Source organism: Microbispora sp. GKU 823, from assembly GCF_002027145.1.
GTDB classification, from domain to species: Bacteria; Actinomycetota; Actinomycetes; order Streptosporangiales; family Streptosporangiaceae; genus Microbispora; species Microbispora siamensis.
On sequence record NZ_MWJN01000013.1, the window covers coordinates 61,655 to 86,997 of the forward strand.

General features: G+C 70.4%; 18 protein-coding genes and 2 pseudogenes. 7 read left to right on the forward strand and 13 right to left on the reverse strand.

The features are described 5' to 3' along the window. Positions 1-512 precede the first annotated feature (512 nt). A pseudogene (locus tag B1L11_RS09980) lies at positions 513-1,461 on the reverse strand (D-alanine--D-alanine ligase). Between the two features lie 313 nt (positions 1,462-1,774). Further along, positions 1,775-3,007: a PLP-dependent aminotransferase family protein gene (locus B1L11_RS09985; RefSeq protein ID WP_079314262.1), complete on the reverse strand. Its 1,233-nt coding sequence runs from the start codon at positions 3,005-3,007 to the stop codon at positions 1,775-1,777. Positions 3,008-3,359: 352 nt separating this feature from the next. On the opposite strand from B1L11_RS09985, the gene B1L11_RS09990 reads away from it, so the two are divergent. After that, the gene (locus B1L11_RS09990) at positions 3,360-3,980 is read left to right on the forward strand and encodes a GNAT family N-acetyltransferase (RefSeq protein WP_079314213.1); all 621 of its coding nucleotides are present in this window, start codon (positions 3,360-3,362) and stop codon (positions 3,978-3,980) included. A gap of 95 nt (positions 3,981-4,075) precedes the next feature. On the opposite strand, the gene trxA is transcribed toward B1L11_RS09990, so the two are convergent. The 8 genes and pseudogenes from trxA to B1L11_RS10030 form a co-directional block, all read right to left on the reverse strand. Next, on the reverse strand, positions 4,076-4,399 hold the full coding sequence (gene trxA / locus B1L11_RS09995) for a thioredoxin (protein WP_030508599.1): 324 nt from the start codon (positions 4,397-4,399) through the stop codon (positions 4,076-4,078). 78 nt (positions 4,400-4,477) lie between these two features. Next, positions 4,478-5,406: pseudogene (gene trxB, locus B1L11_RS10000) on the reverse strand (thioredoxin-disulfide reductase). Between the two features lie 151 nt (positions 5,407-5,557). Further along, complete coding sequence (locus B1L11_RS10005; protein WP_079314215.1) at positions 5,558-6,517, reverse strand: anti-sigma factor; 960 nt, start codon at positions 6,515-6,517, stop codon at positions 5,558-5,560. Further along, positions 6,507-7,097: an RNA polymerase sigma factor SigM gene (gene sigM, locus B1L11_RS10010; RefSeq protein ID WP_079314216.1), complete on the reverse strand. Its 591-nt coding sequence runs from the start codon at positions 7,095-7,097 to the stop codon at positions 6,507-6,509. Before sigM ends, B1L11_RS10005 begins: the two co-directional genes overlap by 11 nt. A 60-nt stretch (positions 7,098-7,157) precedes the next feature. Continuing rightward, positions 7,158-8,672, reverse strand: coding sequence for a protein kinase family protein (locus tag B1L11_RS10015; RefSeq protein WP_079314217.1), 1,515 nt, complete (start codon positions 8,670-8,672; stop codon positions 7,158-7,160). A gap of 414 nt (positions 8,673-9,086) precedes the next feature. Further along, positions 9,087-10,685, reverse strand: a complete 1,599-nt coding sequence (gene murJ / locus B1L11_RS10020; RefSeq protein ID WP_079314218.1) for a murein biosynthesis integral membrane protein MurJ — start codon at positions 10,683-10,685, stop codon at positions 9,087-9,089. Between the two features lie 93 nt (positions 10,686-10,778). Further along, complete coding sequence (locus B1L11_RS10025) at positions 10,779-13,028, reverse strand: hypothetical protein (protein WP_079314219.1); 2,250 nt, start codon at positions 13,026-13,028, stop codon at positions 10,779-10,781. A 46-nt stretch (positions 13,029-13,074) separates the two neighbouring features. Then, positions 13,075-13,611: an aminoacyl-tRNA deacylase gene (locus tag B1L11_RS10030; RefSeq protein ID WP_079314220.1), complete on the reverse strand. Its 537-nt coding sequence runs from the start codon at positions 13,609-13,611 to the stop codon at positions 13,075-13,077. Positions 13,612-13,753: 142 nt separating this feature from the next. Between B1L11_RS10030 and B1L11_RS10035 the strand changes: the two genes are divergently transcribed. After that, positions 13,754-15,190 (forward strand): CCA tRNA nucleotidyltransferase, encoded by a 1,437-nt coding sequence (locus B1L11_RS10035; RefSeq protein ID WP_079314221.1) that lies wholly within the window; start codon positions 13,754-13,756, stop codon positions 15,188-15,190. After that, positions 15,191-16,459: an adenosylmethionine--8-amino-7-oxononanoate transaminase gene (locus B1L11_RS10040; RefSeq protein ID WP_079314222.1), complete on the forward strand. Its 1,269-nt coding sequence runs from the start codon at positions 15,191-15,193 to the stop codon at positions 16,457-16,459. A 28-nt stretch (positions 16,460-16,487) separates the two neighbouring features. On the opposite strand, the gene B1L11_RS10045 is transcribed toward B1L11_RS10040, so the two are convergent. Beyond that, positions 16,488-17,786, reverse strand: coding sequence for an MFS transporter (locus B1L11_RS10045; RefSeq protein WP_079314263.1), 1,299 nt, complete (start codon positions 17,784-17,786; stop codon positions 16,488-16,490). Between the two features lie 101 nt (positions 17,787-17,887). On the opposite strand from B1L11_RS10045, the gene idi reads away from it, so the two are divergent. Beyond that, a complete protein-coding gene (idi, locus tag B1L11_RS10050) occupies positions 17,888-18,484 on the forward strand; it encodes an isopentenyl-diphosphate Delta-isomerase (RefSeq protein ID WP_079314223.1) in 597 nt (198 codons plus the stop codon). Positions 18,485-18,557: 73 nt separating this feature from the next. On the opposite strand, the gene B1L11_RS10055 is transcribed toward idi, so the two are convergent. Both B1L11_RS10055 and B1L11_RS10060 read right to left on the reverse strand, forming a co-directional pair. Beyond that, a complete protein-coding gene (locus B1L11_RS10055; RefSeq protein ID WP_079314224.1) occupies positions 18,558-19,637 on the reverse strand; it encodes an inositol-3-phosphate synthase in 1,080 nt (359 codons plus the stop codon). Positions 19,638-19,650: 13 nt separating this feature from the next. Continuing rightward, on the reverse strand, positions 19,651-20,289 hold the full coding sequence (locus B1L11_RS10060; RefSeq protein ID WP_030508612.1) for a PadR family transcriptional regulator: 639 nt from the start codon (positions 20,287-20,289) through the stop codon (positions 19,651-19,653). Positions 20,290-20,414: 125 nt separating this feature from the next. Between B1L11_RS10060 and B1L11_RS10065 the strand changes: the two genes are divergently transcribed. From B1L11_RS10065 to B1L11_RS10075, 3 genes are all read left to right on the forward strand, one after another. Further along, positions 20,415-20,798 (forward strand): DUF5318 family protein, encoded by a 384-nt coding sequence (locus B1L11_RS10065; RefSeq protein WP_079314225.1) that lies wholly within the window; start codon positions 20,415-20,417, stop codon positions 20,796-20,798. Positions 20,799-21,333: 535 nt separating this feature from the next. Continuing rightward, positions 21,334-23,811: a transglycosylase domain-containing protein gene (locus tag B1L11_RS10070; RefSeq protein WP_079314226.1), complete on the forward strand. Its 2,478-nt coding sequence runs from the start codon at positions 21,334-21,336 to the stop codon at positions 23,809-23,811. A gap of 103 nt (positions 23,812-23,914) precedes the next feature. Further along, positions 23,915-25,282, forward strand: a complete 1,368-nt coding sequence (locus B1L11_RS10075) for a glycosyltransferase family 87 protein (RefSeq protein ID WP_079314227.1) — start codon at positions 23,915-23,917, stop codon at positions 25,280-25,282. Positions 25,283-25,343: the final 61 nt, after the last annotated feature.

Genomic DNA, 25,343 nt, shown 5'->3' on the forward strand with positions numbered 1-25,343 from the left:
GATGTGACGACCCGCTGCGCCCGAGTCCGCCATCTGTCTGCCCGACGGCATCTGCGTGAGCGCCAATGCCACGCTCGTCTCGGCAGGCGGCGATCGGGAGGGGACCTTCTGGGGCGGTCGTACCGTGGTGGCTGGAGCGTGTCACGCTCGCCCGGCGTCCCTGCTGTGCTGTGGCCAACGATCGCCGTGGAGGAGGGAGCGGAGCGGAAGGGAGCGAGGACCGCAGCGAAGGCCCAGACCGGGCCCCGCGGAAATTCCGAGCTTGCGAGGAATTTTCGTGGGTGGAGCGGAGCGGGCTTCGCGAGGACCGGAGGTTCCTTCCGGCGCAGTGACCGGACCCGGCCAAAGTCCTGGACACTCTACTGACAACGCTCGCTGTGCCGCCCCAGGGGGAGCGCGCGGTCGCCGAACGCTGACGTCTGAGCGTCCTCGCCGCTCGGGTGCTTGCTGGTCGGAGCAACCCCTCCAGGCGAGCCTGGAGGGGAGTGTTTCACGTGAAACCGAGGGCGGGGTCAGCCTCGGGTGGCGGCGAGCTCCAGGAGTCCCTTGCACAGCGTGCCGAGGTCCCGGCCCGCTGCCTCCGCCGCCATCGGCAGCAGAGAGGTCTCCGTCATGCCGGGCGCCACGTTCACCTCGAGGAAGTACGGCTTGCCGTCGGCGTCGACGATGAGGTCGGTGCGGGAGATGTCGCGCAGGCCGAGCGCGGTGTGGGCGGCGACCGCCATACCCGCACACGCCTCGGTGGCCTCGGGGGAGAGCCGGGCCGGCGCGAAGAACTCCGTCTGCCCGGCCGTGTACCGGGCCGCGTAGTCGTACACGCCTCGGTCGGGCACGATCTCCACCGGTGGCAGGGCGACCGGTCCGTCGCCGAGGTCCACCACGGAGACCGCGACCTCCACGCCCTGGACGTACCGCTCGATGAGCGCGGTGTCGCCGTAGGCGAAGCACCCGACCATCGCGGCGGGCAACTCCTCCGCCGTGCGCACGATGGAGGCGCCCAGCGCGGAACCGCCGCGCGAGGGCTTGACGAAGAGCGGCAGGCCGAGCCGGTCGATGATGCGGGCGAGCACGGCCGTGGCGCCGAGATCGTGGAACGTCTCCTTGGGCAGCGCCACAGAGTCGGGCGTGTTCAGCCCCCAGGAGCGGACGACCGCCTTCGCCGTGGGCTTGTCGAAGGCGACCCGGCAGGCGTCCGGCGTCGCCCCGACGTAGGGCACGTCGAGGAGTTCGAGTACCGAGCGGATGGCGCCGTCCTCTCCGGCGCGCCGTGCAGGGTGACGAAGACCGCGTCCGGCGGGTCCGCCAGCACGGCGGGCACGAGGGTGGCGTCGGCGTCGCGTGTCTCCACGTCCACACCGGCCGCGCGCAGGACCTCCGCGACGCGCGTCCGGACCGGATGGAGACCTCACGCTCGTAGGAGAGCCCTCCCGCGAGGATGAGCACGTGGCCCAGATCGCTCATGGCGCCTCACCGCCGATGCGCTCCGCCGCGGCGCCGGTTCCGGGCCGGCGGTGATCTGTCTCGCCTGGTCCGGGTCGCGTCCCCCTCCACGGACGCGCGGGGGGCGATCCTTGGGTCATCGTTCGCTCGCTCACGAAGAGGGCCTTTCTCGCCTCGAGAAGTCAGTACGGCCAGCCTGAACAGGCTAGTGCCCCGCCCGCGCCGCCGCGTCGCCGCGTCACGTCTCAGACAAGGTCGTACTTGCGCCGGAGCCGCCCATGAGCGGTGTCATGGGCGGCTCCTCCGTCACGTGGGGGGCAGCGGCCGTACGTGTCTAGGCGAGATCCGGGCCGGGGGTGTCGACGCCGGCGCGCCCCGGAGTGGAGCCCGTGCCGAACGTGTCCCGCAGCCTGAGCTCCTGCTCGATCACACCGGCCAGGCGGCGCACGCCCTCCTTGATGCGGTCGGGCTCGGGGTAGCAGAACGACAGCCGCATGTTCCGCGAGCCGCCGCCGTCGGAGTAGAAGCCGGTGCCCGGCACGAACGCGACCCGCTCGGCGACCGCACGGGGGAGGATCGCCTTGGAGTTGAGCCCTTCGGGGAGCGTCACCCAGACGAAGAACCCGCCGGCGGGGCGGGTCCACGTGCAACCGGGCGGCATGAGCACGTCGAGCGCGCCCAGGAGCGCGTCACGCCGCTCGCGGTACAGCTCACGGAACGACTTGATCTGCTCGCGCCACGGCTGGGTGGCCAGATACTGGCCGACGGCGAGCTGGGTGAAGGACGAGTGCGACAGCACCGCCGACTCCATCGCCAGGACCAGCTTGTCGCGTACGGCGTGCGGGGCGAGGGCCCAGCCGACGCGGAAGCCGGGGGCGAGGGTCTTGGAGAACGAGCCGAGGTAGACGACGCCCTCGGGGTCGTCGGCCCGCAGCGCCCGCATCGGCTCCCCGTCGAAGCCGAGCAGTCCGTAGGGGTTGTCCTCCACCACGAGGACGCCGGCGCGGCGGCAGATCTCCAGCACCTGGCGGCGGCGCACCTCGTTCAGCGTCACGCCTGCCGGGTTCTGGAAGTTGGGGATCGTGTAGAGGAACTTGATCCGGTTGCCGGCCGCCTGGAGCGCGTAGATGGTCTGCGCGAGGGCCTCGGGGATGAGGCCCTGGTCGTCCATGGCGATGTGCACGACCTTGGCCTGGTAGGCGCTGAACGTTCCGAGCGCCCCGACGTACGAGGGACCCTCGGCGAGCACGACGTCGCCGGGGTCGATGAAGATCCGGGTGATCAGGTCGAGCGCCTGCTGCGAGCCCACCGTGACGACCACGTCGTCGGCGTTCGCCTCGATGCCCTCCATGCGCATGACCTCGCAGATCTGCTCGCGCAGGGCGGGGTCGCCCTGCCCGGAGCCGTACTGCAGGGCCACCGAGCCGCGCGAGGTGACCAGGTCGGCGACGAGCTCGCTGACGAGGTCGAGGGGGAGCGCGTTGACGTACGGCATGCCGCCGGCGAGCGAGACCACCTCGGGCCTCGATGCGACGGCGAAGAGAGCTCGGATCTCGGAGGCGACCATCCCGGCGGCGCGGGCGGCGTACCTGTCGACGTAGGCGTCAATGCGCGACCCATGGGTCACGTTCGTCCGACCGTGATCAAGCTCTTGTGCCACGGTCCACCTCCGATCACGTAGCCGAGAAATCCAGGGTACGGTAACGCGCCACTCCGATCACAACAGGGTATTGACCATCAAGGGCCCCTTTTCTTGCATTCCCGCACCACTGGTTTCGGCCCGGCCAACCCCTTTAATGGTCGTCCGCGACCGTTGTGGCGCACCCGCTCCCGCCCTTCCGCTGAGTTACGATGCGAGCTGGAGACGCCGTATTCGCGCGCTTTTCTGGCAGGACTCCTGACGGGGATTGGGGCATCACGTGTCGCGTCGGCTGGTCAATGTCACCCTCGACAATCTCGATGACCTGCCGCGCCGGTGCCGGCGGTGCGTGTTCTGGGAGCTCGACCCCGTGAACGGCGAGCGCGCCGTGGAGGCGGGCGACCCGGCCCTGGAGAAGGAGGCGTGGATCTCGGCGACCCTTCTCGAATGGGGGAGCTGCGGGAAGATCGCCTACGTCGACGGCGTGGCGGCCGGGTTCGTGCTCTACGCCCCGCCGCTGTACGTCCCGCGCTCGGTGGCGTTCCCCACGTCCCCGGTCAGCTCGGACGCCGTGCTGCTGATGACCGCGCACATCGTGCCGGAGTTCACCGGCGGCGGGCTGGGCCGGATGCTCGTGCAGGGCGTCGCCAAGGACCTGACCCGCCGCGGCGTACGGGCGATCGAGGCGTTCGGCGACCTGAAGTGGGAGCAGCCGGGCGGCTGCGTGCTGCCCGCGGACTACCTGCTGTCGGTCGGGTTCAAGACCGTGCGCCCGCATCTGCGCTTCCCCCGGCTCCGGCTGGAGCTCAAGACGGCCGTGTCGTGGCGTGAGGACGTCGAGGTGGCGCTGGAGCGCCTGCTGGGGTCCATGTCCCCGGAGCGGGCCCTGCGGCCCGTCTGAGGGGCTTCCAGGAGTCCCAGGAGCACCGGAGAACGCGGAAGCCCCCCGCGCCGCACGCACGGGGGGCTCTTCGGGTGGTGCCGGCGGGAACGGCGTCAGATGACGCCGTCGAGCTCGCGCAGCAGCATGGCCTTCGGCTTGGCGCCGATGATCTGCTTGACGACCTCGCCACCCTTGTAGACGTTCATCGTCGGAATCTGGAGCACACCGTAGTCCCGCGGCGTGACCGGGTTCTCGTCGATGTTCAGCTTGACGATGGTCAGCTTGTCGGCGTTCTCGGCGGCGATCTCCTCGAGGATCGGCCCGACCTGACGGCACGGGCCGCACCACTCGGCCCAGAAGTCGACCAGAACCGGCTTGTCGCTCTTGAGGACCTCGGCCTCGAAGCTCGCGTCCGTCACGCTCTTGATCGCGCCCACGGTATCTCTCCCCTTGCGTGAGTGGTGTGGCGGTGCAGACAACCGCGGGGACGGTCCCCGCATTCCCGATGTCGGGACTCAGGCGTTCAGCGTCAGCCAGCGCTCGGCGTCCAGCGCCGCCGCACATCCGGTCCCGGCCGCCGTGATCGCCTGACGATAGATGTGGTCGACGACGTCCCCGGCCGCGAACACCCCGTCGATGTTCGTCCGCGTCGACGGCGAATCGACCTCGATGTACCCCTGCTCGTCCAGATCGACCTGACCCTTGAGCAGCTCGGTGCGCGGCTCGTGTCCGATCGCGACGAACACGCCGCCCACCGGCAGGTCGGACTCCTCGCCGGTCTTGACGTTGCGTACCCGCACCCCCGAGACCCGCTCCTCGCCGAGCACGTCGGCGACCTCGCTGTCCCAGATGAAGCGGATCTTCTCGTTCGCGAACGCCCGATCCTGCATGATCTTGCTGGCACGCAGCGAGTCGCGGCGGTGGATCACCGTCACCGACTTCGCGAACCGGGTCAGGAAGATCGCCTCCTCCATCGCCGTGTCCCCGCCGCCGACGACCACGATGTCCTGGTCGCGGAAGAAGAACCCGTCACAGGTGGCGCACCACGACACGCCCCGCCCCGACAGCCGCTTCTCGTTCTCCAGCCCGAGCTCGCGGTAGCGCGACCCGGTGGCCAGGATCACCGCCTTGGCGTAGTAGGTGTCGGTGTAGGTCTTGACGACCTTCGGGTTCGCCTCGAGGTCCACCTCGACCACGTCGTCGGCCACCAGCTCGGCGCCGAACCGTTCGGCCTGCTTGCGGAAGTTGTCCATCAGGTCCGGGCCCATGATGCCGTCGGGGAACCCGGGGAAGTTCTCCACATCGGTCGTGTTCATCAACGCCCGCCGGCGGTGACCGACCCCTCGAAGACGAGCGGCTTGAGGTCCGCGCGCGCGGTGTAGACGGCCGCTGTGTAGCCGGCCGGCCCCGACCCGATGATGATCACGTTACGAACGTCGCTCAACGGACCCGCCTTCTTCGCTCCCGGTTGATGTGCAGTGCCGACAACAGATCCTAGGCCCCGGTCATTCCCGGGCCGGTCCCCGATACGGCGAAGCCCCCCGGAGGTCGCGGGGGGCTTCGTCACTGCTGATGGTACGGCTCGCGCCGCGTGGTCACTTCCAGGAGGCCAGGACCTCGGGCCGCAGCTTGTGGCACTGCGAGTCCACCACGACCACCCGGACGGCGTTGCTGCTCTTGTCCTCCCAGAACGCCATCACCGTGGCCTCGTTGCCGTTGTAGAGGGCCTTGTCGACGCCGATCGGCGTGCGGTCGAGCTCGGTCGAGAACCGCTTGACACAGGTGTCGAGGTCCTCGTCGTCGTTGGTGCCCGAGCCGGGCGCCACGCCGAAGTAACCGAGCAGCGGCCCGCGCAGCTCACGGCTGGTGTAGTTGTGGCCGCTCGCGTAGGTCGAGTAGGTCAGCGCCTGCGCCTTGGCCGGGCTCTGGCCGGGCTGGGCCTGGCTCACCACCTGCTGGGACGGCGAGTCGCCGAACGAGAGCAGGCCGGTGGCGAGACCGCCGCTCCCGATCACGACGGCCGCCGCCGCGGCGACCGCGGCCGGCAGCGCCCACGTGCGCCGCCTGGACGCCTTGCGGCCCGCCGTACGCGTTCCAGAGCGGCGCCTGGCCGGCACGATCGTCCCGTCGTCGGCGACGACACCCAGGGGAGCCGCGGTCGCGGCGACCGGCACCGGCTCGCGCTCCGGCTCCACGTGCGTCTCCACATCGGTTTCCGCGGTGGTTCCCACCGGGGTCGCGACCGGAGGCTCGACCGTCTCCCACGGGACGTTCTCCCACGGAGCGCTGTCCCATGGGGCGTCCCGCAGGACGCGGTCCCAGTCCGGAGCCTCGGCGGCCAGCGCCTGGTCGATGCGTCTGGCGACGCCCAGTGGCATCGCCGGCACCGGCAGCGCCGCCAAGACCTCGCGGACCGCGGCCAGGTCGGCGAGGCTCTCCCCGCAGGGGTCGCAGACCGCGAGATGCTCGCGGACCCGCCGGGCCGTGGTGTCGTCGAGGAGACCCTCCGCCAGTTCGGCGAGAACCTCCAGGTCGTAGTGCGTGTCACCCGTCACGAAGTTCTGCTCCCTTCCCGGATGAGACGCGAGTGAGGTCAGATCGGTTCCGCAGATGCGAAAGAATCGGGGCGAGTTTGGCGCGTCCCCGCGCGCAGCGGCTCTTCACGGTGCCCGGCGGGACGCCCAGCACCGCCGCCGCGTCGTCCACCGCGTACCCCATCATGTCGACGAGCACGAGGGCCGCCCTCTGGTCGGCCGGCAGCAGCTTGAGCGCCGCCGTGACCTCCAGGGAGACCTCGCGCTCGCCCGCCTGGTCCGTGGCCGGGACCTCGCGTTCCGCGGCCTCGATGAGCTCGTCGTCGGCGACCGGGCGTACCGACTTGCGGCGCATGCGGTCGAGGCAGGCGTTGACCACGATGCGGTGGAGCCACGTCGTGACCGCCGCCTCGCCGCGGAAGCTGTCCGCCTTCCGGTACGCCGAGACGAACGCGTCCTGGACCGCGTCGGCGGCCTCGTCGGGATCGCCGAGCGTACGCAGGGCGACCGCCCACATCCGGTCGCGGTGCCGCCTGACGATCTCGCTGAACGCGTGAGGGTCGCCGCCGAGATGGCGGGCCAGCAGATCGGCATCGGGCATCGCGCGTCGCGCGTGCTCAGCCGTCGGGGGATTGTCTGGTGGGGAATTCACAAGTCCCTGCTATGCCGATCCTGGGGAATGCACCGTTACTTCGTAGATAGTGCCACGATACTGCCCGTTGTAGGAGGGAAGCCGGGTGAACCAGATCAAAACGTACTGACCCGTAGCGGCCTTTTCCGGAGTGAGCGTCACGGAACCCGATGCGCCCTTCTTCTCCGCCACGGTCTTCAACGAGGACAGCTCCGCCGCGTCGCCCACCTTGAGCTGCACCGTCGAGCCGCCCGCGTCGCCCAGGGAGACGACCACGTCGGCGACGGAGACCGGCTTGCCCATGTCGAGGATGAGCCCGACGCCGTCCTTGAGCCGTCCCAGGTCGGCGCTGCTGTAGCTGTCGGTGTGCCAGTCGGTGGACGGCTTGCCGTCGATGGCGAGCGGGGCGATCTCCGGCTTCTCGGCGCGGTCGGAACCGAGGGGGTCGAACCCGGTCGCGCTCACCGGCTTGACGGTGACCGGCTTGCGGGAGGGGGAGGGAGAGGCGGCGGAGTCCGACTGCGCCACGCCCCTCGGGGTGTTGCCGAGGTTCTTGCCCACGGTCCAGGCGCCTACGCCGACGGCCGCCATCACGAGCAGGACGATGACCGTCAGCAGGATCTTGCTCGCGGTGCCGGTCTGCGGGCGCGGCGGAGGGACCATCGTCATCTGCGGCCCCATATGCGACGGCATGTGGGGCGGCATGGTGGACACGCCCAGCCCGTCCGGCGCCTCGCTGCGCAGGTTCAGCGCGGGCGGCGCGGTGGTGACGGGGGCCGGCGCGGGGCGGGGCACCTCGGCGAGCGCCTCGGCCACGTCGGCCGGAGTGGCCAGCGGCGGCTGCCCCCGTCGCGGCTCCTGGAGCAGCGCGCGGCAGGTGATGGCGTCCAGGTAGCCGGGGACCCCGGCGGTGACCTGCCGGGGCGTGCAGATCCTGCCGTCGTCCAGGGGCGCGGCGGGCAGCCCGCAGTCGAAGTCGCCGGGCCAGTGGCCGGTCAGCGCCGCGTAGAGCAGGCGGCCCAGCCCCTCGGCGTCCTCCCTGGCGGGCTCGTCGCTGCTGAGGTCGAGGATCGCGGCGTCGACGGCGAGCCCGAGGAGCTTGACCGTGCCGCCGCTCGTCCAGACCAGGCGGCCGGGAGTCAGGTGCAGGTGGGTGAGCCCGGCCGCGTGCGCGTGCGCCAGGGCCTCGGCGGCCTCGGCGACCAGGGCCGCGCCGCGCTCGGGCTCGATGGGCCCGCTCTCCAGCAGGTCGAGAAGCGAGTCTCCGCTGACCCACTCGCTCACGACGTACGCCGTGCCGTCCTCGTCGGCCGCGTCGAAGACCTGGGTGAGGCGGGGGTCGGTCAGGCGGCTCGCCAGACGGGCGGCGGTGACCACCTCCTGCACCCGGGGGAAATCGGGCGCGAACGTGTGGACCGCGACCGGGCGGGCCAGGATCTCGTCCAGGGCCTTCCACAGGGTCGCGCCGCCGGACTCGTGGACCCTGTCCTCCAGGCGGAACCGATCCGCCAGCCGGGTCCCCGGTTCGACCGTGGACATGCTCATGCGGCCGCCCCGCTCCGCGGCCCGTCGGCATGCATCAGCCGATGCCGGGTGGTTCCGCCCACGCCTTCCCGCTTCCGCTCGCCGGTCCGAAACTCCAGATCGCGCCCCTAAGACCTCCTGCCTGCCGCGGTCGCCGAGCGGAGCACCGCCGGGTCGGCGAGACCCCGGAGACGAGCATTCGCGGGGCCGGAATCGGCCCGCGCGGCGCCGCCGCCCGGTCCTCCTCCGCCTCGCGTCGCCCGCCCGGCCGAATCCATCGGTAGGGCAAGATCTACGGGACGTTCCCTGGGTGTGTCTCAACACTCCCTGGCGCACCATGCTAGTGCCGTGCCGCTTGTGCCCGCCTTCCCGATCGAAGACGTCCGAATCGGACTTTCGGGTTACCTTCCAGTTGCCGGTCGTTCTTGAGGACTCTTACCGTCCTACCCGGCCTGCGACAAGTCCAATGATGGAACGGACCTCGGGCACCCGCAGCCGGTGCGCGGCCAGCATGTACAGCATCAGCCCCGCGCCGCCGCCCACCACGAGCACCACGGCCGAGGTGACCGGAGTGATCGAGGTGACCTCCCTGGCCAGCCACAGGACCGCCAGCGCCAGCGCGGCCGCGGGGATGGCCGCCGCGTACATCCGGCCCAGGCCGGCGGTGATCTCCCGGCCGCCGAGCCCGCCGATCTTCCGGCTCGCCAGCACCCACGCGACCCCGGTCAGCGCGACGTACGTGATCAGGTAGGCGAACGCCAGTCCGATGACGATGTACCGGTCGGGGAGCGTGAAGTAGGCGACGAGACTGAGCGACGCGTTGATGACCACGTTCACCGCCGCCATGATCGCGGGGGTGCGGGTGTCGCCGAAGCTGTAGAAGACCCGCAGCAGGAGCTGGAAGATCGAGAACGGCACGAGCGCGACGCCGAACACCTGCAGGACATGGCCGATGTAGATGGCGTTGGCCGTCGTCATGTGGCCCCACGAGAAGATCAGCGTGGTCACCGCAGGGCCGAGCACCATCAGCAGCAGGCCCGCCGGGACGATGACGGAGGAGACCAGCCGCACCCCGGAGGAGAACTCCTCGCGGGCCGTGGCGAAGTCCCCGTCCGCCACGAGCCTGCTCATCCTGGGCAGCATCGCCGTGATCACCGACACCGCGATGATCCCGTACGGGAGCTGGAAGAGCTGGAACGCGTACGCCCACGCGCTGTTGCCGGCGCCCGGCGCCCGGTCGCCCGCGCCGGTGGCGAGCTTGGTGGTGACCCAGAACCCGATCTGGTTGATGCCGACGAAGGCGAACGTCCACGCGGCGGTCCTGGCCGCCTCCCCGAGTCCGGTGTCGCGCACCCCGAACCGCGGGCGGAACCGGAAGCCGACCCGGTGCAGCGCGACGATCAGGACCAGCGCCTGGGCCACGATGCCCGCGGTGGTGCCGAGCCCGAGCAGCATGAGGTCGCGCTCGCTCACCTTCTCGATGTCGGACGTCCCGACGGCGTAGTAGGCGGCCAGGACGCCCATGACCACGATGTTGTTGAGCACCGGCGCCCACATGGGCGCGGCGAACCTGTCCCGCGTGTTCAGGATCGCCCCGGCCAGCGAGCCGATCCCGAAGAACGCGATCTGCGGGAGCAGGAACCTGGCCAGTGTGGTGGCCACCGCCACCTTTTCGTCGGACCAGTTCGAGGCGGTGTAGAGCTCCATGATCGGCCGGGCCAGCAGCACGCCGATCACCGCGACGGCCGTCAGCACCACCACGGCCAGCGTCATCAGCCGCTGCTCGAACGCCTGCCCTCCGTCGGGATCCCGCTTCTGCGCCCGCACGATCACCGGCACGACCACGGCGCTGAGGACGCCCTGGAGCAGCAGGTCGAGCAGGATGTAGGGGATCTGGTAGGCCGCGTTGTAGGCGTCACCGAGGGCGACGGTGCCGATGGCCGCGGCGAGCATCGCCGTGCGGACGAAGCCGGTGAGCCGCGAGACCATCGTCCCGGCCGCCATGATCGCGCTGGCCCGCAGCATCCTGCTCATGGTTGTCCTTCGGTTCACGGCGGCCGGAATCGGGTGGCCGCCTTCCTCCAGTGGTCCCGGACTTCAGGGTGGTCCAGAGTACGGCGACCCAGACTACGGCGACTGGGTGCGCTCGGCCGGGACGGCTCCCTGCCGGTCGCCGGGCGGGCCGTCCTCGTCGTTCGGCCCGTCGAACGGGAACGCCTTGCGCGACCTGCGGCGCAGGATGCGCATCACCACGGCGGCCAGCATGATGACCACGGCCGCCCCCACGATGACGAGGGCGATGCCGGTATAGCCCGTCGCGCGCACGACGACGCGGACCGCGCTGCCGTACTTCTCGTCCCCGTCGGTCAGCAACTGCACCGAGATGCTCGCGTCGCCGCCCTCGTTGCGTACGATCACCGGCACGTTCACGAGCTGGCTGCGCCCCGAGAGGATCCTGGTGGTGGGGGTCACGTAGACCCCTCCGGGGGCGTCGATCGTGAGCCGCGACTTGCTGGCCGAGGTGACCCGGATCTTGATCTGGATGTCCTTGTCCAGGTTGTTGGCCACACTGACCGGGACCTGGCCGTTGCTTCCCGCGACCGCGCGCGGGGTGTCGAGCACGGACACGTCGTCGATGCGCTCGTCGATCGCGTTCTGCACCTGCCCGGCGAAGGACAGCGCCCGCTTGCCGTCGTCCCGCCAGGAGGCCGAGGCCAGCCGGAGTATGGCCGTGTGGAAGACGTCCGTGTGCTCCTCGGTGACGGTGGCCACGGCGTCGGCCTTGCGCTCCAGCTTGCGTACGGTGGCGAGGTAGGAGCGGCTCAGTTCGGCCTGGCGGTCGTGCTCGGTGTACGTCAGGTCGCCGCGCGGCACCCCGGCCCGGCCGGGCTTGACCGATTCGAGCGAGGTCATGCGCAGCCAGGGGGCGCTGGAGGCGGCCTGCAGGAGGCTGGAGACGAACGCCGGGTCGGGAGTCCACAGGTGTGACTCGGGAGCCGCGATCACCGTGCGCGTGGCCGTCTTCGCGGTCGTGCCCTGGCCGGTCTGGCCGGTCTGTCCGAACTGACCCGTCTGCTGAGTCTGCTGCTCGAAGGCGATCATCGCGGTCTCGGCGAGGAACCGCTGCCGCGCGAGCATCGCGGCGCCGGGGGCGGACACGTTCCCGCCGAGGACCTCGCTGAGCGTGGGGTCGGCCAGCAGCGCCGTCAGCGGGTTGTCCGCGACGGTGTCGAGCCTGGCCGCCGCGTCGGGAGTGGTCTGCGCGGGCGGGGGAGCAACGGGCTGTCCGTTCTGCGGCGCGTCCTGCCCCGTGTCCTGCGCAGTGCCCCGCGGCGGCAGCGCGTCGCCCGACAGCAGCACGGACGTCACACCCGACATCGCCAGTTCGTCCACCGCGTCGCGGTCGATCTTGCCGCCGGCCGGCCACGCGGTGGTGCCGTGGATCTGCCGGCCGAGCAGTTCGCTCGCGAGCGACGCCCCGCGCTGGATGGACGCCGCGGCCTGCTTGTCGAGGCCGTGGTGGACCAGCGCGGCCACGTCCGGGTCGGCGTACGGCGTGGCGACGACGGTCTTGTCCGTCAGCGCGCTGCGCAGGCCGTTCAGCCACTGGCCCGCGGCCGGGTCGGCGTTCTTGCGCGTGCCGCGCACGTTCCTGGTGCCGGAGGACAGGACGCGGACGTCGTCGAGCAGGGCGGGGTCGACGAACCAGGTCACCCCGTCGCCGGTGTCCTGCGCGGTCTGGAGCAGCGACGCCAGGCGGCCGGAGGCGAGCGAGGCGGACAGGTCGTCGTCCATGAACGTCGCGTCGTCGGCGCGGTGGGGCCGGTCCACGATCGGCAGGGCGACGGCCAGCTTGACCTTGGGGATCTGCTCGCCCTTGGGGGCGTATGTCAGGAAGGTCCGCTCGATCCCGAGCCGCTGCCCGGTCGCCGCGTCGGTCACCTCGATCTCGAAGGGATAGACCCCGGGCCGGGGCATCCCCAGCTCCCCGGGGGTCACGGTGAACCGGAAGGGCAGCTTGCCCGACTGGTCGAGCGGCGTGGCCTGGACCCTGGTGCTCCAGTTGGTGGTGGCGTACCCCTGCTCCGACAGGTAGGCCGCCATCTCGGCGCGGGAGGCGAACGGCCGGCCGCGGGAGTAGCGGACGGCGACCCGCACGGAGGACCCCGGCGTGCCCGAGAAGGACCCCGAGACCGTTATGGGGGCGGTGGCGACGCGCACGACCTCCGGCGTGATCTCGCTGACGAGGAGCGGATCGGCCGGAGCCGCGGCCGCGGCACGACCCGGAGGAGGAGCCGCGACAGCCGTACCGGCCATGCCCGCGGGGGAGGCGAGCAGGGCGGTCAGCAATGTCAGCAGCGCGGCCTTACGGATCATGTGCCGGCCGGCGGTGAGGTACGGCGCACGTCCAGAATGCTATTGGCTACGCGGTCCGCATAGGACTCACGAGGCTCGCGAGACCCCTCCGCTGGGTGGCGGTCAGGTCGACGGGCTTGGCCGCCACCAGGTCGAACAGGTGGATGGCGCGCACTCGCAACGCGGTGCGGCGCTCGCCGGTCGCGGTGTGGACGACCTCGTCGGGATCGACGCGCTCCATCAGGCGCTGGTCCACCAGGACGGTCAGATCGTCGGGCAGCAGCAGCGGGCAGACCAGGCCGTGCGCGTAGTCGGTGGCGGAGTTGACGGTGAAGGCGGACGCGGGGGTTACCCTGTGGGCGCGCAGGACGGCGCCCACCGCCGCCGGCCCGGGACAGGAGTTCACGGCGCTCACCACGGCCACCTCGTGTGTCCGCCCGCGCGCCGACACCTCGAACAGCGACACGCACAGGCACGTCTCGGGAGTGACCCCCAGCACCTCGGGAAGCTCGTCCGAGCATGTCAACGGGCGCGGAAGACGTACGATCTCATGGTGGATCTGGTGGGCGAGGAGCCAGCGGTGAATCGCGAGAGCGTCTTTCATCTCGTGTGCTCCTTGCGTCGTCCAGCGCCCCCGAACCGTCCGTGGCCTGGTGATCGCTAAGTGTGTCTCCCCTGGGTGACACCCGAACACCTGGGCCGTCGGGGGAGAGTTTCTGTTCCGTGACCGAAGGACCTACCCAGCCTTGTCCGTTTCAAATCTGAGCGACAGCCAGCAGCGCGCCGTGAACGAACTGTTCCGCCGGATCGCCCCGGTCGCCGATGAGCTCGGTGAGCTGTTCTCGGCCCGGGGGCACGAGCTGGCCCTGGTCGGCGGTTCCGTCCGCGACGTCCTCCTCGGCCGCGCGAGCAAGGACCTCGACCTGACCACGGACGCCCGCCCCGAGCGGGTGCTGGAGATCGTCAAGGACTGGGCGGACGCCGTCTGGACGATCGGGATCGACTTCGGCACCGTCGGCGTCCGCAAGGGCGGCTGGCTGCTGGAGATCACCACCTACCGCAGCGAGTCATACGACCCCGCCTCGCGCAAGCCCGAGGTGATGTACGGCGACTCGCTCGAGGGCGACCTCGCCCGGCGCGACTTCGCGGTCAACGCCATGGCCGTCCGCCTGCCCGGTCACGAGTTCGTCGACCCGTACGGCGGGCTGCCGGACCTCGCCGCCAGGACGCTGCGGACGCCGGGCAGGCCCGAGCAGTCGTTCGACGACGACCCGCTGCGGATGCTGCGGGCGGCCAGGTTCGCGGGCCAGCTCGGGTTCACCGTGGCCCCCGAGGTCGTCGAGGCCATGACCGCGATGTCCGGCCGCATCGAGATCGTCTCGGCCGAGCGCATCCGCGACGAGCTCGACAAGCTGATCCTCGGCGCGTACCCGAGGGCCGGGCTGGCGCTGCTGGTGGAGACCGGGCTCGCCGCCCACGTCCTGCCTGAGCTGCCCAAGCTGCGGCTGGAGATCGACGAGCACCACCGGCACAAGGACGTCTACGAGCACACGCTGATCGTGCTGGAGCAGGCCATCGGGCTGGAGACGGCCGGCCCCGACCGGGTGCTGCGGTGGGCGGCCCTGCTGCACGACATCGGCAAGCCGAAGACCCGGCGCAACGAGCCCGGCGGTCGGGTGTCGTTCCACCACCACGAGGTGGTCGGCGCGCAGATGACCAAGAAGCGGCTCACCGAGCTCAAGTTCCCCAAGGACGTGGTGTCCGACGTGTCCAGACTCGTGGAGCTGCACCTGCGCTTCCACGGCTACGGGACGGGGGAGTGGACCGACAGCGCCGTCCGCCGCTACGTCCGCGACGCAGGACACCTCCTCGAACGCCTGCACAAGCTGACCAGGGCCGACTGCACCACCCGCAACAAGCGCAAGGCGCAGGCCCTGTCGCGCACCTACGACCAGCTGGAGGAGCGCATCGCCCGGCTGGCCGAGGAGGAGGAGCTGGCCAAGATCCGGCCCGAGCTGGACGGCAACGAGATCCAGGAGATCCTCGGCGTGCCGCCGGGCCCGGTCGTCGGCAGGGCCTACAAGCACATGCTGGAGGTCCGCATGGACCAGGGCATGATCGGCAAGGAGGCCGCGCGGGAGGCGCTGCTCGCCTGGGCCCGCGACAACGGGATCCTGGCGTAAGTGGACGCCGGGGAGGTCCTCCGGCTGGACCGGGAGCACGTCTGGCACCCGTACACGGCCGTGCCGTCGGGCGTGCCCGTGCACGTCGTCCGCCGGGCCGGTGGCGTGCGGATCACGCTCGGCGACGGCCGTGAGCTGATCGACGGCATGGCCTCCTGGTGGGCGGCCATCCACGGGTACAACCACCCCCGGCTCAACCGGGCCGCGCGCGACCAGATCGACGACATGGCGCACGTCATGTTCGGCGGACTGACCCACGAGCCCGCCGTACGGCTCGCGCACCGCCTGGCCGGGATGACCGGGCTCGACCGCGTCTTCCTCGCCGACTCGGGCTCGGTGGCGGTCGAGGTCGCGATCAAGATGGCGGTCCAGTACAGCGGGCGCTCGACCCTGCTGACCGTGCGGGGCGGCTACCACGGCGACACGTTCGCCGCGATGTCGGTCTGCGACCCGGTCAACGGCATGCACCACCTGTTCACCGGGATGCTCCCGCGGCACGTCTTCGCGCCGGCGCCGCCGCACGACTACGGCCGCCGTCCGGTCCTCCCTGCCTCGGAGTCCGTTCCCGACGAGGCGTACCTGGCGGAGCTGACCGCGGCCGTCGAGGCCCACGCGGACCGGCTCGCCGCGATCATCGTGGAACCGGTCGTGCAGGGCGCGGGCGGCATGCGGTTCTACCACCCGGCCTACCTGCGGCGGCTGCGCGACCTGGCCGACGAGCACGGCATCCTGCTGATCGCCGACGAGATCGCCACCGGCTTCGGCCGTACGGGGGAGATGTTCGGCTGCGACCACGCCGGGATCAGGCCGGACATCATGTGCGTGGGCAAGGCGCTCACCGGCGGATACATGACGCTCGCCGCCACGCTGTGCACGGCGCGGGTGGCCGACCGCATCGGCGTGCTGATGCACGGCCCGACCTACATGGGCAACCCGCTCGCCTGCGCCGTGGCCGGCGCCTCGCTCGACCTGCTCGCCGAGCGGCCCTGGCGGGAGGAGGTCGCGCGCATCGAGGCCGCCCTGCTCGACGGTCTCGCCCCGGCCGCGGACGCCCCCGGCGTACGCGACGTGCGGGTGCTGGGCGCGATCGGCGTGATCGAGACCGACCAGCCCGTCGATGTCGCGAAAATTCAGGACATCGTGATGGAGCACGGCGTGTGGCTGCGCCCCTTCGGCCGCCTGGTCTACACGATGCCGCCCTACGCCTGCACACAAGAGGACGTCGCCCGCATCGCCGGCGCGATGGTCGCCGCCACGGCGGCGCTCTGAACCCAGCCGGCGGCGTCAGTCGGCGCCGTCAGTCAGTGGCGGGGACCGGCGGCCTGCGTACGGCGGAGGGGAGGATCAGCCGGTACACCACCGCGCCGAGCAGGTAGCCGACGCCGATCACGGCGAGCGCGAGATAGGACTTGCCGTCGGGCGGCAGCAGCGCCGCCGCGAGCACCGCGCCGAGGACCGTCATGACGTTGAACAGCATGTCGTACACGGAGAAGGCACGGCCGAGATAGGCGTCCTCCACGTCCCGCTGCACGACGGTGTCCGCGCAGATCTTCACGCTCTGTCCCGCGACGCCGATCACCAGCCCGGCGACGAGGAACGCCCACTCCTGGAACGTCGCGCACAGCGCGAACTCCAGGACTCCGCAGGTCACGAGCATCATCGGGACCCAGGACTCGATGCGGACCCGCTCGGTGGCCCACGGGGTGACCACCACCGCGGCGAAGCTGCCCGCGCCGACGGCGCCCAGCACGAGCGCGATTCCCTTCAGCGCGTCATCGGGGTCGGTCGTGAAGTGGTAGCGGTAGAGCATCGCCACCGCCGCGGTGGAGATGCCGAACATGAGGCGGTGGGTCGCGATGCCGCCGAGCGCCGCCGCCGCGGAACGCCGGTGCGCGATGTGCCGCGCGCCGTCCACCAGGCCGGCGAGCACGTGCCGTACGGCCTCGCGAGCCTGCGGGCGCTCCGGGTCGTACGCGGGGCCGAGCAGGGAGCGCTCCATCGTCCGCGCGATCAGCGCGCTCAGCCCGAAGACGAGGCCGGAACAGACCAGCAGCACCGCCACGCCCCTGTCGTCCGATCCGGCGATCACGCGGAGCGCGATGCCGGCGCCCGCCCCGACGAACGTCGCCACCGTGCCCGAGGTGGGCGTGACCGCGTTTGCCATCATCAGGTGCTCGGACGGCACGACATGGGGCAGCGACGCGCTGAGAGCCGACAGGAAGAAGCGGTTGACCGCGAGGACGCCGAGCGCCGCCGCGTAGAAGACGGCGTCGGAGGCCCCCGCCGCGACGAGGCAGGCGGCCAGCACCAGCAGCGTCCCCCGCACGACCGGCGCGATGACGAGGATCTGCCGCCTCGACCAGCGGTCGATGAACACCCCGACGAAGGGCCCGAGGATGCTGTACGGCAGGAGCAGCACCGCGAGGCCCGCCGCGATGGCGGTCGCGCTGGCCTGCCGTTCCGGGCTGAAGACCGCGTAGCCGCCGACGGCGAGCTGGAAGATCCCGTCCGAGAACTGCGAGACGAGCCGTGTGGCGAAAAGCCGCCGGAAGTTGCGGCCCTGGAGGACCACCCGCAGATCGGAGACGTAGGACACGGCCACAGCCTACGCGGACGATCACGTGCGGGCATCAGGATCAACCCTGATAAAGCCCCCTACGTCTCACTCGCATCAAGGTGATCACGTACTCTCGCAGAGTGACCTCACAGGAACATGTCGTGCTGGTCGACGGCGAGGGCAACCCGATCGGCACCGCTCCAAAGTCCACCGTGCACGGCGCCGAGACGCCGCTGCACCTGGCGTTCTCCAGTTACGTCTTCGACCACAGGGGCCGCGTGCTGCTGTCGCGGCGGGCGGGCTCGAAGCTGACCTGGCCCGACGCGTGGACCAACAGCTGTTGCGGGCATCCGCTGCCGGGCGAGCCGCTGTCGTCGGCGGTGATCCGCCGCCTCGGGTTCGAGCTGGGCCTGGCGGTCGAGTCCGTCGACCTGATCCTGCCGGGCTTCTCCTACCGGGCCGTGATGGACAACGGCACGGTGGAGAACGAGCTGTGCCCGGTCTACCGAGCCGTCGTGACCGAAGAGGCCGCGCCCAACGCCGAGGAGGTGGGCGAGGTCCGGTGGGAGCCCTGGACGCGCTTCGCCGCCGAGGTGATGAGCGGGGAGCTGGACATCTCGCCCTGGGCCCGGGAGCAGGTGCCGCAGCTCGTCGCGCTCGGGCCGGACCCGCTGGCCTGGCCGGTGGCCGACGCCGCGGCCCTGCCGCCCGCCGCGCGCCCGCTCAGCAACCGCTGAGGCACGCAGGCACGCAACCGCCCCGGTCCGCATCGAGCGGAGCCGGGGCGGGACACGCGGTGGACGACGAGCGTCAGCGCTCGAGCTCGCCGCGGATGAACTTCTCGACGGCCTCGCGGGCGTCGTCGTCGGAGTACTGCTCCGGCGGCGACTTCATGAAGTAGGACGAGGGCGACAGCAGCGGGCCGCCGATGCCCCGGTCGAGGGCGATCTTGGCCGCGCGGACCGCGTCGATGATGATGCCGGCCGAGTTGGGCGAGTCCCAGACCTCGAGCTTGTACTCCAGATTGAGCGGGGTGTCGCCGAACGACCTGCCCTCGAGGCGGACGTAGGCCCACTTGCGGTCGTCCAGCCACGGCACGTGGTCGGACGGGCCGATGTGGACGTCGGCCTTGGCCATCTCGTGCGGGATCTGCGACGTGACCGACTGGGTCTTGGAGATCTTCTTGGACTGGAGGCGGGTGCGCTCCAGCATGTTCATGAAGTCCATGTTGCCGCCGAAGTTGAGCTGGTAGGTGCGCAGCAGCTCGACCCCGCGGTCCTCGAACAGCTTGGCCAGCACACGGTGCGTGATCGTGGCGCCGACCTGCGACTTGATGTCGTCGCCCACGATCGGGACGCCGGCCTCGGTGAACTTCGCGGCCCACTCGGGGTCGGAGGCGATGAAGACCGGCAGCGCGTTGACGAAGGCCACCTTGGCGTCGATCGCGCATTGCGCGTAGAAGCGGTCGGCCTCCTCCGAGCCCACCGGGAGGTACGACACCAGCACGTCGACGCGGGCGTCCTTGAGCGCCTGGACGACGTCGACCGGCTGCTCGTCCGACTCCTCGATGATCTCCCGGTAGTACGTGCCCAGCCCGTCGAAGGTCGGGCCGCGCTGCACGGTGACGCCGAGCGGCGGCACGTCGCAGATCTTGATCGTGTTGTTCTCGGAGGCGACGATGGCCTCCGAGAGGTCACGGCCGACCTTCTTGGCGTCCACGTCGAAGGCCGCGACGAACTCCACGTCACCGACGTGGTAGTCACCGAACCGCACGTGCATGAGGCCCGGCACACGGGTGCCCGGATCCGCGTCCTTGTAGTAGTGGACGCCCTGCACCAGTGATGAGGCGCAGTTGCCCACACCGACGATGGCTACGCGCACCGAACCCATAGCACTCGCTCCTTTACCTATCTGCCTCGGGCGTGTCCGCCCTCTGGGTCTCTTCCTGTACGGCTTGCGCGGGATCCGGGGGGTGATCCCCCTCGCCGGGAGCCGAACGGCTCCGCCGTTCCGAGTCGATCAGCTCGTTCAGCCAGCGGACCTCGCGCTCGACCGACTCCAGCCCATGGCGCTGGAGCTCAAGCGTGTAGCTGTCCAGTCGCTCTCTCGTACGGGCGAGAGCCTCACGGACGCGGTCGAGGCGTTCTTCCAGGCGGCTGCGGCGGCCCTCCAGGATCCGGAGCCGCACCTCCGCCTCCGTGTGACGGAAGAAGGCGAAGTGGATGCCGAAGCTCTCGTCCTCCCAGGAGGACGGGCCCGACTGGCTGAGCAGCTCCTGCAACCGCTCCTTACCCTCCGCCGTGATCTTGTAGACGATCTTCGACCTGCGGCCGAGGACCGTGTCCTCAGGGGGCTCCTCCTCGGCGATGAGGCCCTCGTTGAGCAGACCCCTGAGGCAGGGATACAGCGAGCCGTAGGAGAACGCACGGAACATGCCGAGCAGCGTGTTGAGCCGTTTGCGCAGCTCGTATCCGTGCAAGGGCGTTTCGTGCAGCGATCCCAGGACGGCGAGCTCCAGCACACCTCCACGAGAGCCCGTCACTGGAACCACCCCCTGTGTCCGACCGATGTATCGACTCGATACATCCGCAGGATACGTCGGGGCGTCATAGATGGCAACGGGTCAACGGTTGGGCAAGATTTGGCAAAGGGTCGTAATCTGGCCACATGTGGTCACAGCGGTCGGTCGTGGACTACGGCCTCGCTAAGCGGGCGGCCGTGCAGTCCGTCCGCGCCGGCCGCATGCGGGCGCGGGACGTGTGCGACGCCCACCCATACCTGCTGCGTGCGGCTCGGTACCACGGAGAGCCGACGAGTCGCATGTGCCCCATATGCGAACGAAGGAACGTGACCAACGTCACATACGTATATGGGGATGAACTAGGACGAGTAGCCGGCCAGGCAAAAGGGATGGCCGAGCTCACCGCGATGGCCCGGGAATACCGCGAATTCCGGGTCTACGTCGTGGAGGTCTGCCAAGGTTGTTCCTGGAACCACCTGGCGGTCTCGTTCGTCCTCGGAACAGCCGATCCCCCGGGCCCTTCTCTGTAGGGCGACCTCCACCTCCAGGAGGACCGCCCGCCGGCCTGCCGGCCGACGTCGATCAATTCCCCGAAACATCTGACGAGGACGCGTGACTTACAGCAGCTACGGACCGGAGCCGACCGGCCGTCCCGAGGACGCCTCGGGCTCCGGTGGATCATCCCGCCCTGGGCGCCGTCGTCGCTCGCCCCGGGAATCCGACGAGTACGGCGAGCCCGCTCCGCCGCGACAGCCCGGCAGAGGACCCGCCCCACAGCCGCCTCCGGCCGCCCGGCCGGCCGGACCCGAGCAGCGCCGCCGGGAGGCCGCGGCCTTCGAGGACACGGCGGCCATGAACGCGGTGCCGCAGGGACCGGCACAGAGACCGGAACAGGGGCCGCCGCACAGACCGCAGCAGGGGCCGCGGGGGCCGGTGGGTGGCGGACGTCCGCCGGCCGGCCGTGACCCGCGCTACGCGGCAGGCCCCGGTGGCCCGGCCGGTCAGGGCGGTCCCGGTCGTCCCGGTCGTCCCGGTCGTCCCGGCGGGGACGAGCGCACCCAGGCGATGGGCATGCCGACGGGCGGCTTCCGCGGCGATGCGGACGGGCAGCGCACCGAGGCGATCCAGACCGGCGGCCGCCGCCGCAGGCCCTCGGGCCGAGGTGGCCGCGGTCCCGGCGGCCCGGGTGGTCCCGGTGGTCCGGAAGGTCCCGGCGGGCGCGGTCCCCGGGATCCACGCGACTTCGACGAGGACGACGAGAAGCCGCGCCGCCGCCGTACGGGCTGGAAGCGCTTCCTGCCGAGCTGGAAGATCCTCGTCGCGGCCTTCACCGTGCTGGCCGCCGGCACCTTCGGCATGATCGCGGTGGCCTACGCCAACACCCCGACGCCGACCGCGACCCAGGCGGAAGCCGTGGCCCAGGGCAGCGCCATCTACTACAACGACGGCAAGACCCTGATCGCCAAGGTGGGCACTCCGCGCGTCATCCTGGACAACATCAACAAGGTGCCGCGGCACGTCCAGGACGCCGTCATCGCGATCGAGAACAACACCTTCCGCGAGGACAGCGGCATCTCGATCCCCGGCATGATCCGGTCGGTCTGGATGACGGCGACCGGCCAGCAGCTCCAGGGCGCCTCGACCATCACCCAGCAGATGGCCCGTAACTACTACGACGGCCTCAGCCAGGAAGTGTCGTTCAAGCGCAAGATCAAGGAGATCTTCGTCGCGGTCAAGCTCGACAAGGAGATGCCCAAGGACCAGATCCTCCTGCAGTACCTCAACACGGTGCCCTTCGGCCGTGCGTACGGCATCGAGGCCGCCGCGCAGGCGTACTTCAAGAAGCACGTCGAACAGCTCACCCCGGAGCAGGGCGCCTACCTCGCCGCGCGTATCCAGACGCCCGCCCTGGACGCCGACGCCCCGCGGTTGCAGGCCCGGTTCAAGGACGTCGTCAACGCCATGGCGAAGCTCGACCCGGCCAAGTACGGCAATCTGCCGAGCACGGCCAAGTTCCCGAAGACCGTCCCCGAGCGCAACAGCAACGAATTGGGCGGTCTGAAGGGCTACATGGTCGTCCAGGTGATGCAGGAGCTGAAGACCCGGATGAACCTGTCGCCCGACCAGGTCAGGAGCGGCGGCTACAAGATCATTTCGACCTTCGACAAGAAGCTCATGCAGGCCGCCAGAAAGGCGGTCATCGGCACCACCTCCAGTTTGCCGAAGGAGATCCACGCCGGTCTGGCCGCCGTGGACCCCAAGACGGGACGGGTGCTCGCCTTCTACGGCGGTGAGGACTACGTCAAGGACAACTGGAACGAACCGTTCGACTCCTACAAGCAGGCCGCCTCGGCGTTCAAGCCGTACGTGCTGGCCGCGTGGCTGGACGCCGGCTACAGCTTGAACAGCTTCGTGCCCGGCAACAAGACGGTGCCGGAGGAGCTCCCGGGCACCAAGCCCATCGGCAACAGCCACAACGTCGGGTCGGCGATCAACGTCACCACGGCGACCGCCGACTCGGTCAACACGGCCTTCGCCTCGATGGCGTACAAGCTGGACGAGGACAACGGCACGATCGGGCAACTCAGCGCGGTGAAGCAGATCGCGGAGGAGGCCGGGCTCGGCAAGCAGCGCATGGAGGACGACGTCAAGGCGCACAAGTACGCCTTCTCGATCGGCAGCGCCCTGGTCACCCCGGTCGAGCAGGCCGCCGGCTACTCGATCTTCGCCAACGAGGGCAAGCACGTCGACTACCACGTGGTCAAGGAGGTCCGCAAGGACAAGGAGGTCGTCTTCCCCGAGCGGCGGGACGAGAAGCAGGTGATCACGCCTGAGGCGGCGGCCGACTCCGTGGCGGCCATGGAGGAGGTCCTCAAGTCCGGTACGGCGCGGGGCAAGGGCATCGGCCGCCCGGCCGCGGGCAAGACCGGCACGAACAACGACAACAAGGAAGCGTGGTTCGTCGGCTTCACGCCGCAGATCTCCACCGCCGTCGGCATGTACCGCGAGCAGTGCGTCACCAAGAAGGGCAAGATCGTCCAGCCCGTCAACGCGAACTGTCCGGAGACCCCCGGAGGGAAGCCGAGCAAGAAGTACGGCCCGACCAACCGCTACTCCGAACCCCGTGAGATATCGCTCGGCACCGGCATCGAGGGCGCGACCTACCCGACCACGATCTGGCGGAACTTCATGATGGAGGCGCTCGCGGGCAAGCCGGTCGAGCAGTTCCCGCCGAAGGCGGGGCTGGGCAGTCCGGAGAACATCGTGCCGAGCCCGACGCCGACGCCCAGTCCAGAACCGGACGACGCCGGGTTCCCCACCGACTTCCCGACCGACTTCCCCGACGACGGCGGCTGCTACGACGGCGGCCCGGGATGCGACAACGGCGGCGGTGACGGCAGGGGCTTCGGCGACGACCAGGGCCATGGCGGTGGTCAGGACGGCGGCCCGGGAGGCGACGACGTCCCGTTGAACATCCCCAACGGAGGCCCGGCCGCCCTGCCGACCGGGTCCGGCAACGGCAAGAGCGGCAGCGGCGCCTGATCCGCGATCCGGTGTCCCGAAGGGGCCCGCGGCGACTCCCGCCGCGGGCCCTTTCTGCGCCAGGAGTCGCCAATCCGAGGCGTTGAATGGTGCAATACCGAGCATGACGACCCGGACCACGAACGACTCCGCCCCGCTGCCCGGGGTCGCCGCGCGGGCGGTGCCGTACCTGCCTCTCGGGCTTCTCGCGGGGCTCGGCGCCGTTCTCGCATATCTGTGGAAGTATCCCTGCCGGTTCGGCGGGGCCTGGAACGGCGGTGTCGGGCAGTTCACGAACTTCTGCTACACCGACATCTATCCGCTGTTCTGGGCCGAGAAGCTCAACGAGGGCAAGGTCCCGTACGTCGACTACCCGGTCGAATACCCGGTGGGCATCGGCGGGATCATGGAGTTCGCCCGCAGGCTCGCGCACGGCGACGGTGTCGTGTTCTACGACGTCACCGTGGTCCTGATGGGAATCGCGCTGGTCGTGGGCGTGCTGCTGACGGCCGCGCTCGCCGGCCCGGCCCGCCGCTGGGACGCCCTCTGGTACGCCGTCGGCCCGGCCGTCATCCTCTGCGCGTACATCAACTGGGACCTGGCCGCGGGGGCCCTCGCGCTCGGCGGCCTGCTGGCGTGGGCCCGCCACCGGCCGTGGCTCGCGGGCGTGCTGCTGGCCCTCGCAGTGGCCACGAAGTTCTACCCCCTGATGTTCTTCGGCGCGTTGTTCCTGCTCACGGTGCGTACGGCGAAGTGGGTGCCGTTCCTCAAGACCGTCGCGGCGGCCGCGGCCGCGTGGCTGCTGGTGAACGTGCCGATCATGCTGGTCAACTTCGAGGGCTGGAAGAGGTTCTACGCGTTCAGCAGCGAGCGCGGCGCCGACTGGGGCGGGCTGTGGTTCTTCTTCCAGAAGACCCAGTGGTTCGGCATGGAAAGGCCCGGTTTCCTGGCGTTCCTCGGCGACGCCGAGAAGCTGAACACCATGGCCATGGCCGCGCTGGCGGTGCTGCTGCTGGGCGTCGCCGTGCTGGCGCTCGTCGCGCCGCGAAGGCCGCGCCTGATGCAGCTGTGCTTCCTCGCCCTGGCCGCCTTCATGATCACGAACAAGGTCTGGTCGCCGCAGTACGTCCTGTGGCTGGTGCCGTTCGCGGTGCTGGCCCGGCCGAGGTGGGGCGCGCTGGCCGCCTGGCAGGTCGCCGAGTGCTGGTACTTCTTCTCGATCTGGCTCTACCTGGTCAGTCAGTATCCCGACCAGGCATCCCTCGGCATCGGCGACAACCCGTACTTCCTGTCGGTCTGGGCCCGGGCGCTGACCATCGTCATCCTCATGGCGCTCGTCGTCCGCGACATCCTGCGGCCCGAGCACGACGTCGTACGCCAGGGGGAGGCCGACGACCCGTCGGGCGGGGTGTTCGACCACGCCGAGGACCGTCTCGTGCTGCGCCGTTCGCTCCTCGTCCGGGGCGCGCGGCAGCAGCCGGAGGCGGCCTGAGCCCCTGAAACTTACATCGGATTTCGCCCCGGTCGCGGCGCGGCGGGGAGCGGCCCTCCGG